We start from the raw sequence: 12,791 nt of genomic DNA, 5'->3' as shown, positions 1-12,791 counted from the left end.
TGGTGCCGTCGCCGGCTTCGTCATTGGTACGGCTGGCGACTTCTTTCACCATCTGCGCGCCCATGTTTTCGAACTTGTCTTCCAGTTCGATTTCCTTGGCAACCGAAACACCGTCTTTGGTGATGCGCGGTGCGCCGAAGGATTTGTCCAGAACCACGTTGCGGCCTTTGGGGCCCAGGGTCACTTTTACCGCGTCGGCCAGAACATTGACGCCTGCCAGCATACGGTTACGCGCGTCTGTTTCGAACTTGACGTCCTTAGCAGCCATGTCGTTTCTCCTTGAGAAATATGTTTGAGATAAAGATCAGAGAAAGCGCGCCGCTTACTCGATGATCCCCATGATGTCGCTTTCTTTCATCATCAGCAGCTCTTCGCCGTCGATGGTGACTTCGGTGCCCGACCATTTGCCGAACAGGATTTTGTCACCGGCCTTAACGGCCATTGCGATCAGCTCGCCGCTGTCCTTGCGTGCGCCTTCGCCGGTCGAGACGACTTCGCCTTCGCTGGGCTTTTCTTTTGCACTGTCAGGAATGATCAGGCCGCCTGCGGTTTTCTCTTCGCTTTCTACGCGACGGACCAGCACACGGTCATGAAGCGGTTTCAATGCCATCTTTGCAGCTCCTTGGGCTCAAAGTTTATTTATCCTCCCCTCGCCGGATGACGAGGCGTTAGCACTCATGCTTGCCGAGTGATAACGACGCATAGCTAGGGGGTCACAAACCCCGAGTCAACAAGACGTGAAGGATTTTTTGGCATTACCGGCCCAGAGGCGGGTCATTCGGCCTCTTCCCAGCTATAGGCCCAGTGCTTAAGGCCCTCGGCCCCCTCGGATGTAAGACCGTAGACGCCCTTTTCAATCTTCTCAAACCACCCGTAGTGATTTTCCCGCATAAGCCGCGTGGCCACAGGAACGCCGACCGATCTGGCCACGTCGGCCCCTTTGGTCGGGCCATGCTCGGCCAGATGTGCTGCGCATTTCAAAGCGTCCTGCCGGTAGGCCGTCACGATTCCGTGGCGCGTTGCCCCGCCCGAATTCGGGTCGCCCTCCAACCGTTCAAACTCGCGCAGCAGGCGCGCGGTTTTCGCCTTGTCCTTGCGCGGCGCGTAAGGGCCGGGATCGCATTGCACCTCGACCCGCCCGTCTGCCAGAACTGTTATCAGCCCCAGCCCCAGCCTGCGGCACAGGGCAAGGTTGTCCTTCAACGCCCGACGCGCCGACCGCCCTTTGGGTTTGCAGACCGCGATATAGACCTGATCGGTGATCCTGAGCCGGGCAATCGCCTGATGGAACAAGGCCAGCGAGAAACGCAGCTTCAGTTCAACAATGACCGGACTTTCGCCTTCGCGCATGGCCACCACATCGGCAGCACCGACCTCACCCTTGACGGTGTAGCCCTGACGCTCCAACAGCGCCTTGATCGGAGGGTACAGATCCTGCTCGCGGTCCATGCCTGCATGCTATTCGAATTGCCGCCGAATGCCAGACTTGCGGCACCGGGCCGCTTGCATGACATGTGCGGGCGTGGCTATGTCTTGGCGCAACCCCTCTGCGATCCCACGGACCCACCCATGCGCCTGATGACATTCCTTGCCTTCCTGCTGCTGCCCGCGACCGCCCACGCGGCGTGTGAGGGGCGCGACCTGCGGCTCGATCTGACGCCCGGGCAACAGCAAGAGTTGCAGCTTGCCGTGGCCGATATCCCGTTTCCCGAAGGCAACCACTGGATTGCGCGGAAAGGCGATACCGTTCTGCATCTGGTCGGCACGCTGCACACAACCGACCCGCGCATGGAGGCGGTTGTCGAGCGCCTGACCCCAACGCTCAGCCAGGCTGATGCGTTTTACTTCGAGGTCACGCAGGCCGAGATGGACGCCTTCGAAAAGGGTTTGGCCAAAGACCTCAGCCCGGTGATGATCACCTCTGGCCCGACCCTGATTGACCTTATGTCTGATGAAGACTGGGCCACGCTGTCCGCAACTCTGGCCGAGCGCGGCATCCCCGGCTGGATGGCCGCCAAGATGCGGCCGTGGTTTTTGAGCATGATGCTGGGCGTGCCGCCCTGCCTGATGAAAAATCCCGATGCCAACCACGGCATGGATGCGCGCCTGACCAAACTGGCCGAAGCGGAAAACATCCCGCAGCATTCGCTGGAACAGATCGCAGACCTTGTGGCGATCTTCGACAGCCACACGATCGAAGAACAGGTTCAGTCGCTGCTGCGCCTGTCCGGTGCCATTCAGGGCAGCGAGGACCAGCTGACCACGCTGGCCAACGCCTATATCGAAGAAAAACACGCCGAGATCATGCAACTGGCGCGCATTCACGGGCTGGAAGTTTCGGGCCTTGAACCCGAGCTGTTCAATGCCGAATGGGACGGGTTCGAACAACAGATGCTGGTCGACCGAAACGACAACTGGATGAAGCACATTCTGGCGATCGAAGATCAGACCGCCGTCATTGCGGTGGGTGCCGGGCATCTGAGTGGGGATCACGGGCTTCTGAACCAGTTGCAGCAGGCCGGCTACACCCTGACCCGTGCGCCTTTCTGACCGAAACCGGCGATTTCAAGACCAACCGCCGCAGGGACGATGCTGCCGGGTGACAACCCGCCCCGACAGCCCTATAAGGCGCGCAAATTTATCATTCTCAGGACGCTGACATGACAACGCTCGTATTTGGCCACAAATCCCCCGACACCGATTCCACAGGCTCTCCGATCCTATGGTCCTGGTACCTGAACGAAGTCAAAGGCGAGACAACCGAGCCGGTGCTTCTGGGTGAACCCAACACCGAAGCGGCTTTCATGCTGGACAACTGGGACCTTCCCAAGCCGCGCATCATCGAAGACCTGGCGGCGGACACGCCGGTTGTTATCGTCGACACCAACAACCCCGCAGAATTGCCCGACACGATCAACGATGCCGACATCCGCGCCATCATCGACCACCACAAGCTGGTCGGCGGTCTGGAAACCAAAGGCCCGATCGACATCACCGTGCGCCCGCTGGCCTGCACCGCGACCATCATGGTCGATCTGATGGGCGACGATGCGGCAAAGATGCCCGACGCCATCAAAGGCGCTGCGCTGACCTGCATCCTGTCCGACACGCTGGAATTCCGCTCGCCCACCACCACCGACCATGACCGCGCCGTTGCCGAAAGGCTGGCGGCTGAGCTGGAGCTGGATATCTCGGCCTATGCCGCTGACATGTTTGCGGCGAAATCGGACGTTTCGTCCTTCTCGGATGCCGAATTGCTGCGCATGGACAGCAAGGAATACGAGGTCGACGGCACCAAATTCCGCGTCTCGGTTCTTGAAACCACCGCACCGGGCGTCGTGCTGGACCGCAAGGCCAGCCTGGCGGACTCGATGGTTGATGTCGCCAGGGAAGACGGCGTCGATCAGGTTCTGCTGTTCGTCGTCGATATTCTGAACGAGGAAGCAACCCTGCTGGTGCCCAACGATCTGGTCAAAGGCGTTGCGGAAAAGAGCTTCGGCGCATCGGTCGATGGCGACGCGGTCGTGCTGCCCGGCATCATGAGCCGGAAAAAGCAGATCATCCCGAACCTCAAGGTCTGATACCCACCGATCAGCGCCCTTCGGGGCGCTTTTTTCTTGCGAGGCTCTGCCTCGCGCTCCGGGATATTTTGAGACAGGTGAATGAAGGGGCCCATGCTTCATCTGTCCACAAATATCCTGGGGGAGTCGCCCGAAGGGCGGCGGGGGCAAAGCCCCCTACTGGCCAAACGGGTCAGGCTCTGCCATAGGCTTGGGCAGCATTCCTGCCATTCCAACAAGGGCCTGTCATGACTCAGATCGTCCACACGCTTGCCGAAATCTCTGACCACTACAAAGCGCTTTTCGTCGATCTGTGGGGCTGCGTGCACAATGGCATCACCGCCTACCCCGAAGCCGTCGCCGCGCTTCAGGCGTACCGGCAAAAGGGCGGGACCGTGGTGCTGGTCACGAATTCCCCCAAACCGCGCGCGGGCGTCGCCACGCAGCTGACCCAGTTCAACGTGCCTGCGGATGCTTATGACACCATCGCCACCAGCGGAGATTCCGCCCGCTCAGCGATGTTCCGCGGGGCTGTTGGCCACAAGGTCTATTTCATGGGCGAGTGGGGGCGCGATGCGGGGTTTTTCGAGCCGCTGAAACTGCTGCATCACCCCATCCATATCGAACGCGTCCCGCTGGACCAGGCCGAGGGCATCGTCTGCTGTGGTCCGTTCGATCCGATGGCGGACCCTGATGTGAACCGCCCCGATTTCCTTTATGCCAAACAGATGGGCCTGAAACTGCTCTGCGCCAATCCCGACATCGTCGTGGACCGGGGTGAGGTGCGCGAGTGGTGCGCCGGCGCTTTGGCAAAGCTCTACACCGAAATGGGCGGTGAGAGCCTGTATTTCGGCAAACCCCACCCGCCGATCTACGATCTGGCCCGCCGCAGGCTGCAGGAACTGGGTGTTGATGCATCCGACAGCGACATTCTGGCTATCGGCGATGGCCCCCATACCGACATCCTGGGCGGCATGGGCGAGGGAATCGATACGCTGTTTATTTCGGGCGGGTTGGCCGCGGCCGAGACCAAAACGTCGCACCATCCGCACCACGAGTCCCTAAAGGATTACATCCAAAGGGAAAATATCAATCCCACCTACACAATCGGCCGCCTGCGGTAGTCAGAAAAGGCTTGATTTTCTGCGCCTGCGAAGTAATAAAGTTACCGAACTGGGGTAGCTTGAGTTTCTTTGTTACCCTTTGAATGCGAGCGAGGGCAACATGTTGGACAATCTTCCGCGCGGAACGATCTGTATCGAAGACATCGAAATGGGCATGACCCGGCATCTGCACAAAGTGGTGACAGATGAGGATATCGAGATGTTCGCGCAGGTCTCGACCGACCGGAATCCGGTGCATATGGATGATGACTACGCCCGCGACACGATCTTCGAAGGGCGCATCGCGCATGGAATGCTGACCGCTGGCCTGATCTCGGCAGTGATTGGCGAGCAACTGCCCGGTCACGGCACGGTCTATATGGGGCAATCGCTGAAATTCCTCGCTCCGGTGCGGCCCGGTGACACGGTTTATGCCGAGGTCAAGGTGATCGACATCGATTTCGCCAAGCGCCGGGTCAAGCTGGATTGCCATTGCGCTGTCGAGGGCAAAAAGGTGCTGGTGGGTGAGGCGATGGTTCTGGCCCCCTCGCGGAAGTTCGACTGATACCTCTGCAGGCTGCGCGGAAAGCGGTTTCTCAAACCAAACCGTGCAGCTTCGCGAACGGGTCGCAGTCTTTGTCGCGGTGCCAACTGTATTCGCACCATTTCGCAACTGTCTCGGCCATCTCAATCCCGTGCATCGCAGCGATGGCCCCAAGCGCCATATCCATCCCGGCTGACACACCGGACGAGGTGAAAAACCGCCCGTCCTCGACCCAGCGCGCCTGTCGGATCCAATCGACATCGGGACTCTGACTGGCGACCCATTCAAAAGCGGCCTTGTTGGTGGTTGCGCGCCGCCCGTTCAACACTCCGGCCCGCGCCAGCAGCGCACTGCCGGTGCAGACACTCAGCGTGAATTCGGCCTTGTCGGCGACCTGCGCGATCCACCCCAGCAGCTCCGCGTTATCAACCTCGCGCCGCGTGCCCGCGCCGCCCGGCACGAACAGGATGTCATACTCGGTGCCGTCGCCGGTGGATCGGGTGGCATGGGCCGCCAGTTTCTGGTTGCTGGCGACCGCGCCGATATGTTCGGCTACCAGCGTCAGTTCGAACCTGTCCTCGAGCAAACCGAACATTTCCATCGGGCCGAAGAGGTCCAGCAATTCAAAACCCGGAAAGATGAGCGCCGCGATCTTTCGCATCCTGACAATCCCAGTCTGTTTCATCTCATGGTAGGCGGGCGTGATACGGGCGTTAAGCCCTGAAATGAGCGTAATCAGGTGCTTGAACCCATCCCCCAGTCCCGCTAGGCAAGCTGCATGCAGATCATCCGGGATTTCCAGTTTGTCGACCCTGAGGACCGAGGCGCCAGCGTGGCCATCGGCAATTTTGACGGGGTCCATATCGGCCATCGCTCGGTCATCGAACTGGCCCGCAACGCTGCGCCGGATGCCCCCCTGGGCGTGCTGACGTTTGAGCCGCACCCGCGCGAGTACTTTGCGCCCGATGCGCCTCCGTTCCGGCTGATGCGGGGCAATGCGCGGGCGCACAGACTGCAAAAGCTGGGTGTGCAAAAGCTGTATGAACTGCCCTTTAACGCGGCGCTTGCGGGGCTGTCCCCCGAGGAATTCGCCCGCAACGTCCTCTGCGACGGGCTGGGTCTGTCACACGTGGTCGTGGGGGCCGATTTCTGCTTTGGCAAAGGTCGCAGCGGCACGGCGCAGGATATGGTCCGTTTTGGGGAAGACATGGGGTTCGGCGTGACAATTGCTCCGTTGATGGAAAAAACCGAAAGCGTTGTGTCTTCGACCGCGATCCGCACCGCGCTCAGCGAAGGCCGCCCCCGCGATGCGGCGGCGATGCTGGGCCACTGGCACCGGATCGAAGGCACGGTGATCGGGGGCGAACAGCGCGGGCGCGAACTGGGCTTTCCCACCGCCAACATGTCGATCGAGGGCCTGCACCCGCCGAAATTCGGCGTTTACGCGGTGCTGGTCGATGTGCTGGATGGCCCGCACAAGGGCAGCTATCACGGCGCGGCCTCGGTCGGGGTCCGGCCCATGTTTCAGGGCGAATTACCCAATATCGAAACCTTCCTGTTTGATTTCTCGGGCGATCTGTACGGCGCAACTCTGTCCGTCGGTCTTGTCGAATTCCTGCGCCCTGAAATGACCTTCGACGGCTTGGACGCGCTGATCGCCCAGATGGATGCGGATTGCGAACAGGCGCGCGGCCTTCTGGCGGTGTTATGAGCACCGACCCCATTGACCGCACCGGCCTGACCCACAGGTTCTGGGAACGCAAACCGCTGCGCAAAATGAACCAGCAGGAATGGGAGGCGCTGTGCGATGGCTGCGGCAAATGCTGCCTGAACAAGCTGGAAGACGAGGATTCGGGCGAGGTTGCCCTGACCTGTGTCGCGTGCCGCCTGCTGGATGATGAAAGCTGCCGCTGCACCCAATACGACATCCGGCATCAATTCGTGCCCGAATGCATCGTGATGACGCCCGACAATATCGACAGTCACGCCTATTGGCTACCGCAGACCTGCGCCTATCGGCTGCTGTGGGAAGGCAAACCGCTTTACGACTGGCACCCGCTGCTGTCTGGTACGCCGGACAGCGTGCACCGCGCGGGCGTGTCCGTTCAGGGGCGCACGGTGTCCGAGTTCGAAACGCCCATGGAAGAATGGGAAGACTATATCATCGAGGAGCCCAGCTGATGTACTTCGCCTCTGACAATTCCGGCCCCGTTCATCCGCAGGTCATGGCAAAACTGGCCGAGGCCAATCAGGGCTATCAGATGGCCTATGGCGCGGACACATTGATGAACGAAGTGCGGGATCGCATCCGCAGTATCTTCGAGGCTCCGGGCGCTGCGGTCTATCTGGTGGCAACAGGTACGGCGGCGAATTCATTGGCTTTGGCGACCCTCTCGCAGCCCTGGGAAACGGTGTTCTGCTCGCCGGTTGCGCATATCCACGAAGACGAATGCAACGCGCCCGAGTTCTACACCGGCGCCAAGCTGACCCTTGTGCCGGGCGGTGACAAGATGACTGCCGAGGCCCTGCGCAAGACGATCCTGAAAGAAGAAACCCGCGGCGTGCACGGCCCGCAGCGGGGTCCGGTTTCGATCACGCAGGTGACCGAGCGGGGATCGGTCTATTCTCTGGAGGAAATGCAGGCGCTCTGTGCAGTGGCCAAAGAGTTCGGCCTGCCCGTGCATATGGATGGTGCGCGGTTTACCAACGCGCTGGTCGCGTTGAATTGCTCGCCCGCCGAGATGACGTGGAAATCGGGTGTGGATGCGGTCAGTTTCGGCGGCACCAAGAACGGGCTCATGGGGGTCGAGGCGGTTGTTTTCTTCGATGAAAGCAAGGCCTGGGAGTTTGAGCTGCGCCGCAAACGCGGGGCGCATCTGTTTTCCAAACACCGCTATCTGTCGGCGCAGATGGCGGCCTATCTGCAGGATGACCTGTGGCTGAAACTGGCGCGTCAGGCCAATGACAACTGCGCCCGTCTGGCGGACGGGCTGCGCGCCAAGGGGGCCTCGTTCCTGCATGAGCCTCAGGCCAATATGGTCTTTGCCTCGTTTCCACGCGCCAAGCACCGGCAATTGCACGAGGCTGGGGCGGTCTATCACCTGTGGGGCGATGAACTGGAGGGTGAAGACGAGGCCGAAAACCTCGCCTGCCGGCTGGTCTGCGACTGGTCTATCGAAGCGGATCAGATCGACCGGTTTCTGGCCCTGCTGTAGGAGTGTCGCGCCAGAACGCCTGAACCAGCGCGGCTGTTTGGCCGGGATGCGTGATCGGCAGCATATGCCCTGCCCCCTCTACGACGGCGCTGTTGGCTGAGGGCAACCGCGCCCTCAGACCCTCGCAAATCGCCGGGAGAACCGGATGCGTTTCGGTGCCCGCCAGCAGCAGGATCGGCATCGATGCGCGTTTCAGTCTGGCCGGGTCAAGCAACCGGGCGGCGTCGTCGAACAAAACACCGTCGACCGCAGGAACCACATCGATCCCCCGGATCATCGCCGCGCGGGAGCGTTCCGGCAGGTCCGGCCATTTCGGGCCAGAGGATGCCCCCCACATCCGGTTGAACAGCCGGGCGGCCAACGCGGTGTCTCCGACCGCAAAAGCATCGTCCACCGGCTGCGCGTCCCGTTCATGTCGGGCGAACAGGTCGGGCCTGTCCGTCCGGGCGACAGCAAAGAACACCGGCTCGATCAACACCGCGCTGCGCACCCGTTCGGGGCATTCAATGCACAGGCGCAGCGCGATCATCGCGCCGAAGGAATGGCCGATGATATCCATTGGCTCGGTCAGTTGATCCTTGGCCAAAGCTGTAACCGCATCGAAGTAATCGCTGTGCCCGTCCCAGTCCGGGCTGCGGCCATGCGACAGCATATCCGGCGCAATCAGCGTGGCATCGCTCAGCGCCTTTGACACACCCGACCACGCCCCGGAATGCGCCAGCGTACAGTGCAGGGCGAGCAGATGCCGCGCGCCCTCTCCGATCGTTCTGACGTAAACAGGCTGGGTCGCGGGTTCGGTCGTCACCCGTTCATCTCGGCCAGATGCCGGTCCAGATCAGCCAGCCTGTCCTGCCCCCAGAACCGCTGATCGTCCGGCGTGATGTAGAAGGGTGCACCGAACACGCCGCGTTCCACCGCCTCTTCCAGATTGGCGGCATAGGTCTCGGCCCCGACCAGCAAGCCGCTATCGGCAAGCGCCGGATCAAACCCCGCCTGCGACAGGCAATCGCGGATCACATCGTCCTGCGCCACGTCCTTTTCCTCGGCCCAGCAGGCGCGCAGGATCGAATGGCACAGCTTGCCGATATCCCCCGATCCATCCTTTGTCGCGGCAATGATCGCGTAAGAGGACGGGGCCGCATTGGTTGGCCAATGGGCGGGCTGCAGGTTGAATTCCATCCCCAAGGTGCGCGACTGGCGCAGCAGCTCCTGCGCGCGATATTCGATGCGCGAAATATGCCGGTCCTTGGGCGCAGTGCCACCGGTCCGCCCGAACAGGGCGATAATGTCCAGCGGCTTGTAGTTGATCGTGGCCCCATGCTTCGCCGCAATCTCTTCAAGGCGCGTGCCCGCCAGGTAGGTGTACGGCGAAATTGTCGCAAAATAGTAGTCAATCCGGGCCATATTCACTTTCTCCGCTGCGTTATCTTTGCGGAACGGTAAGGCCATGCTAAGCGGTGTCAACATCACGAATCTGTCACATTGCCATTGCTGCCCGGGGACCTTCAGCCGATGCCGACACTTCACGAACCCAAGCTTATCGCTGGGAACGCCAACCTTCCGCTTGCCGAAACCATCGCGCGCCGCATGAGCCTGCACCGCGGCGTCAATCAGGGTCTGGTCGATGCCCGCGTCGAACGCTTCAATGACGGCGAGATATTCGTCGAGGTCTTCGAGAACGTCCGTGGCGAGGATATGTTCATCATCCAGCCGACCTCGAACCCGGCCAATGACAACCTGATGGAATTGCTGATCATCGCCGACGCGCTGCGCCGGTCGTCAGCCCAGCGGATCACCGCAGTTATCCCTTATTTCGGCTATGCCCGTCAGGACCGCCGCACCAAGGCGCGCACGCCGATTTCGGCCAAGCTGGTCGCCAACATGCTGACCGGTGCCGGGATAGAGCGCATCCTGACCATGGACCTGCACGCGGCGCAGATTCAGGGGTTCTTCGACATGCCGGTCGACAACCTCTATGCCTCGCCGATCTTTGCGCTGGACGTCAAAGCGCAGTTCAAAGACCGGCTGGACGAGATCATGGTCGTCTCACCCGACGTCGGCGGCGTCGCCCGCGCGCGGGAACTGGCCAAGCGCATCGACGCCCCCCTGTCGATCGTGGACAAGCGCCGCGAAAAAGCGGGCGAAGTGGCCGAGATGACCGTCATCGGCGACGTCAAAGACAAGATCTGCCTGATCGTCGACGACATCTGCGACACGGCTGGCACGTTGTGCAAGGCCGCGCAGGTGCTGATGGATAACGGCGCGAAAGAGGTTCATTCCTATATCACCCACGGCGTCATGAGCGGCCCCGCAGTCGAGCGTGTGACCAATTCGGTGATGAAATCTCTGGTCCTGTCGGACACGATCCAGCCCACGCCCGAGGTCGCCAACGCAGCCAACATCCGAACCGTGCCGACCGCCCCGATTTTCACGCAGGCGATCCTGAATATCTGGAACGGCACCAGTGTGTCCTCGCTGTTCGAAGACCAGACGCTGACCCCGATCTACGAGTCCCTCTACCACATGGACTAAGGTCTGACCGGGGTGCTTTCCGCCCCAACACCGACCCTCCTGAACAACAAGACATTGCCCTCATGACTGCATCCAACCGCATCGTTCTCTCAAGTGATCACGCAGCCATCGCGTTGCGCCAGGCCGTCGCCACGCACATCGCCTCCAAAGGGTGGGAGGTCGTCGATATCGGCCCGACAACGCCTGAAAGCACACATTACCCCAAGCACGGCAAAGCCGCAGCGCAGGCCGTCGCCTCGGGCGAGTGTCAGTTGGGCATCATCCTGTGCGGCACCGGGCAAGGCATCATGATGGCGGCGAACAAAGTGCCCGGCATCCGCTGCGGTGTCTGCTCAGACGCCTTTTCCGCCCGCATGATCCGCCAGCACAACGACGCCAACATGCTGTCCATCGGCGCGCGGGTCGTCGGCGAAGGACAGGCGCTGGACATCGTGGACGCGTTTCTGGGCACCGAGTTTGAAGGCGGCCGCCACGCGACGCGGGTGGATATGATTGAAGGGTGAGGTGGGTAAAATCAGCCGCCGCCCCATCAGTTAAAAAGTGGCGGCACTCTACACACAAATTGCGCCGACATCCGCTGTTAAACTCGTTACAACTGCAGCCTCAGAGTCCCAGCGAATGTCCCAGATATAGGTGCACGCAAACTCCGGTTTGCTGAACCGAGCATTTCGAACCACAGCAGACACTCCGAACCCTTGCTGTGAAAGAAAGTTCATCAACTCTTGCTCGTTGACCGGCAAGATGAATTTATCATTCAAGCGGGTTTGCAACTGCTCTCGTGCCTCTTCAAAGTTGGCTGGCAGCCCTTGTAGCAGAGCTGGGACAGGTGCATCTTTTCTGCCTGAAAAATTGGAATACACAATGACCAGCGCCAACGCGGCAAGCCCCCAAACCCAAATTCTTCGCTTTGTAATAAATCTCATTTCCAGTTGCCACTTCCCATATGGGCTTTTTTCTTACGAAATATCCCAGTCATCCGCATGCGCCACCTCTCCGATCGCCATCCATGACACCCGTATCCGGGCGATGCGGGTATCGGACCAGGTTCGGAACACGGCGTTAAAGCCGTCTGCCGTGATATCTTCGGCCTGAACCTCGGCACGCAGGGCCGAGGATGTGTCCACATCCCATAGCGACACGCCGATCTGGACCACGGGGCGCGAGCGGAACGCCTCGGAGAAGCGGATCGCGGTGCGGCGTTCCCGGGGGCCGTCTCCGGTCCACATGTCGCCGCCTTCGGCGAATTCGGAAAACAGCACCTCTTCGCCCTGATCGATGCCGATGGGATGGGTCTGAAATTTCTTCATTAGTGTCATCATTATCATTGAATTCCCGGAAGTTACCGCGATCCCCCGGCAAAAGCACGACAAAAAAACGGCCCCGCAATTGCGAGGCCGTCTGAATTTTCAAATGCTATGAAACCCTTACAGGCTCATATGCGTTCCAAGCGCTTCCATGTCGGCCAGCAGTTTGGCTGCATCGTCGACGATGGTCTGATCGTCACCGGCCTTGGCGGCCTCGTGCGAGGCACGGGCTTCGGCGATCAGGTCGTTCAGATGCGACCGGGTCACCTCGGCCACCGGAATGGCCTTTTCGGCCAGAACCGACAGGCCGTCGCCGTTGATCTGGGCAAACCCGCCGGTGACCAGGTATTCGCTGGACCCTTCGGGTGCCTCGACCTTGAGCAGACCGGGGCGCAGCGTGGTGATGGTGGGGGCATGATCGGGCATCGCCGTCATGTCCCCATCCGCGCCGGGAATCTGGACCGCGGTGGCCTCAAGCGAAGCAAGGCTCCGCTCGGGGCTGACGAGGTCGAATTGCATCGTGTTTGCCATCA

The 12,791-nt window shown here is 60.8% G+C and carries 18 protein-coding genes; 9 read left to right on the top strand and 9 right to left on the bottom strand.

The genetic code is table 11. The annotated features are described in order from the left end of the window. The 3 genes from ACR0K1_RS21380 to ACR0K1_RS21370 all read right to left on the bottom strand — a co-directional run. Positions 1-268, bottom strand: a 268-nt coding sequence (locus ACR0K1_RS21380; protein ID WP_480851818.1) for a TCP-1/cpn60 chaperonin family protein, incomplete at its 3' end; no start/stop codon positions are given. Positions 269-322: 54 nt separating this feature from the next. Beyond that, a complete protein-coding gene (locus ACR0K1_RS21375; protein WP_480612517.1) occupies positions 323-610 on the bottom strand; it encodes a co-chaperone GroES in 288 nt (95 codons plus the stop codon). Between the two features lie 164 nt (positions 611-774). Next, on the bottom strand, positions 775-1,449 hold the full coding sequence (locus ACR0K1_RS21370; RefSeq protein WP_480612518.1) for a DUF2161 domain-containing phosphodiesterase: 675 nt from the start codon (positions 1,447-1,449) through the stop codon (positions 775-777). Between the two features lie 120 nt (positions 1,450-1,569). On the opposite strand from ACR0K1_RS21370, the gene ACR0K1_RS21365 reads away from it, so the two are divergent. From ACR0K1_RS21365 to ACR0K1_RS21350, 4 genes are all read left to right on the top strand, one after another. Continuing rightward, complete coding sequence (locus ACR0K1_RS21365; RefSeq protein ID WP_480851817.1) at positions 1,570-2,550, top strand: TraB/GumN family protein; 981 nt, start codon at positions 1,570-1,572, stop codon at positions 2,548-2,550. A 110-nt stretch (positions 2,551-2,660) separates the two neighbouring features. Further along, positions 2,661-3,581, top strand: coding sequence for a manganese-dependent inorganic pyrophosphatase (locus ACR0K1_RS21360; protein WP_480612520.1), 921 nt, complete (start codon positions 2,661-2,663; stop codon positions 3,579-3,581). Between the two features lie 227 nt (positions 3,582-3,808). Next, positions 3,809-4,684: a TIGR01459 family HAD-type hydrolase gene (locus ACR0K1_RS21355; protein ID WP_480851816.1), complete on the top strand. Its 876-nt coding sequence runs from the start codon at positions 3,809-3,811 to the stop codon at positions 4,682-4,684. Between the two features lie 100 nt (positions 4,685-4,784). Continuing rightward, on the top strand, positions 4,785-5,228 hold the full coding sequence (locus tag ACR0K1_RS21350) for a MaoC family dehydratase (RefSeq protein ID WP_480612522.1): 444 nt from the start codon (positions 4,785-4,787) through the stop codon (positions 5,226-5,228). Positions 5,229-5,259: 31 nt separating this feature from the next. Here the strand turns inward: ACR0K1_RS21350 and ACR0K1_RS21345 are convergent, their stop codons facing one another. Next, positions 5,260-5,868, bottom strand: coding sequence for a DJ-1/PfpI family protein (locus ACR0K1_RS21345; RefSeq protein WP_480612523.1), 609 nt, complete (start codon positions 5,866-5,868; stop codon positions 5,260-5,262). A 117-nt stretch (positions 5,869-5,985) separates the two neighbouring features. Here ACR0K1_RS21345 and ACR0K1_RS21340 point away from each other — a divergent pair, with 117 nt between their 5' ends. From ACR0K1_RS21340 to ACR0K1_RS21330, 3 genes are read left to right on the top strand one after another with little or no spacing between them, the layout of a single operon-like run. Beyond that, complete coding sequence (locus ACR0K1_RS21340; protein ID WP_480851815.1) at positions 5,986-6,918, top strand: bifunctional riboflavin kinase/FAD synthetase; 933 nt, start codon at positions 5,986-5,988, stop codon at positions 6,916-6,918. After that, positions 6,915-7,388, top strand: a complete 474-nt coding sequence (locus tag ACR0K1_RS21335; protein WP_480612525.1) for a YcgN family cysteine cluster protein — start codon at positions 6,915-6,917, stop codon at positions 7,386-7,388. Before ACR0K1_RS21340 ends, ACR0K1_RS21335 begins: the two co-directional genes overlap by 4 nt. Continuing rightward, positions 7,388-8,422 carry a threonine aldolase family protein gene (locus ACR0K1_RS21330; RefSeq protein ID WP_480612526.1) on the top strand — a complete coding sequence of 345 codons (1,035 nt, stop codon included), beginning with the start codon at positions 7,388-7,390 and terminating at the stop codon, positions 8,420-8,422. The genes ACR0K1_RS21335 and ACR0K1_RS21330 overlap by 1 nt, the downstream gene beginning before the upstream one ends. On the opposite strand, the gene ACR0K1_RS21325 is transcribed toward ACR0K1_RS21330, so the two are convergent. Then, positions 8,379-9,227: an alpha/beta fold hydrolase gene (locus tag ACR0K1_RS21325; protein WP_480612527.1), complete on the bottom strand. Its 849-nt coding sequence runs from the start codon at positions 9,225-9,227 to the stop codon at positions 8,379-8,381. The two genes, ACR0K1_RS21330 and ACR0K1_RS21325, sit on opposite strands and share 44 nt — an antisense overlap. Then, a complete protein-coding gene (locus tag ACR0K1_RS21320) occupies positions 9,224-9,826 on the bottom strand; it encodes a DsbA family protein (RefSeq protein ID WP_480612528.1) in 603 nt (200 codons plus the stop codon). Before ACR0K1_RS21320 ends, ACR0K1_RS21325 begins: the two co-directional genes overlap by 4 nt. 108 nt (positions 9,827-9,934) lie before the next feature. Here ACR0K1_RS21320 and ACR0K1_RS21315 point away from each other — a divergent pair, with 108 nt between their 5' ends. Together ACR0K1_RS21315 and rpiB are read left to right on the top strand one after the other, a co-directional pair. Then, positions 9,935-10,954, top strand: coding sequence for a ribose-phosphate pyrophosphokinase (locus tag ACR0K1_RS21315; RefSeq protein WP_480612529.1), 1,020 nt, complete (start codon positions 9,935-9,937; stop codon positions 10,952-10,954). Positions 10,955-11,016: 62 nt separating this feature from the next. After that, a complete protein-coding gene (gene rpiB, locus ACR0K1_RS21310; RefSeq protein ID WP_480612530.1) occupies positions 11,017-11,457 on the top strand; it encodes a ribose 5-phosphate isomerase B in 441 nt (146 codons plus the stop codon). A 48-nt stretch (positions 11,458-11,505) separates the two neighbouring features. On the opposite strand, the gene ACR0K1_RS21305 is transcribed toward rpiB, so the two are convergent. From ACR0K1_RS21305 to ACR0K1_RS21295, 3 genes are all read right to left on the bottom strand, one after another. Further along, positions 11,506-11,877, bottom strand: a complete 372-nt coding sequence (locus tag ACR0K1_RS21305; RefSeq protein WP_480612531.1) for a hypothetical protein — start codon at positions 11,875-11,877, stop codon at positions 11,506-11,508. Positions 11,878-11,910: 33 nt separating this feature from the next. Beyond that, a complete protein-coding gene (locus tag ACR0K1_RS21300) occupies positions 11,911-12,261 on the bottom strand; it encodes an H-type lectin domain-containing protein (protein WP_480612532.1) in 351 nt (116 codons plus the stop codon). Between the two features lie 117 nt (positions 12,262-12,378). Further along, positions 12,379-12,789: a F0F1 ATP synthase subunit epsilon gene (locus ACR0K1_RS21295; protein ID WP_480851814.1), complete on the bottom strand. Its 411-nt coding sequence runs from the start codon at positions 12,787-12,789 to the stop codon at positions 12,379-12,381. Positions 12,790-12,791 lie beyond the last annotated feature (2 nt).

The organism is Ruegeria sp. F5 (assembly GCF_056533845.1).
Note: the sequence above shows the minus strand (reverse complement) of the source record. Positions and strands in the feature narration are given on the sequence as shown.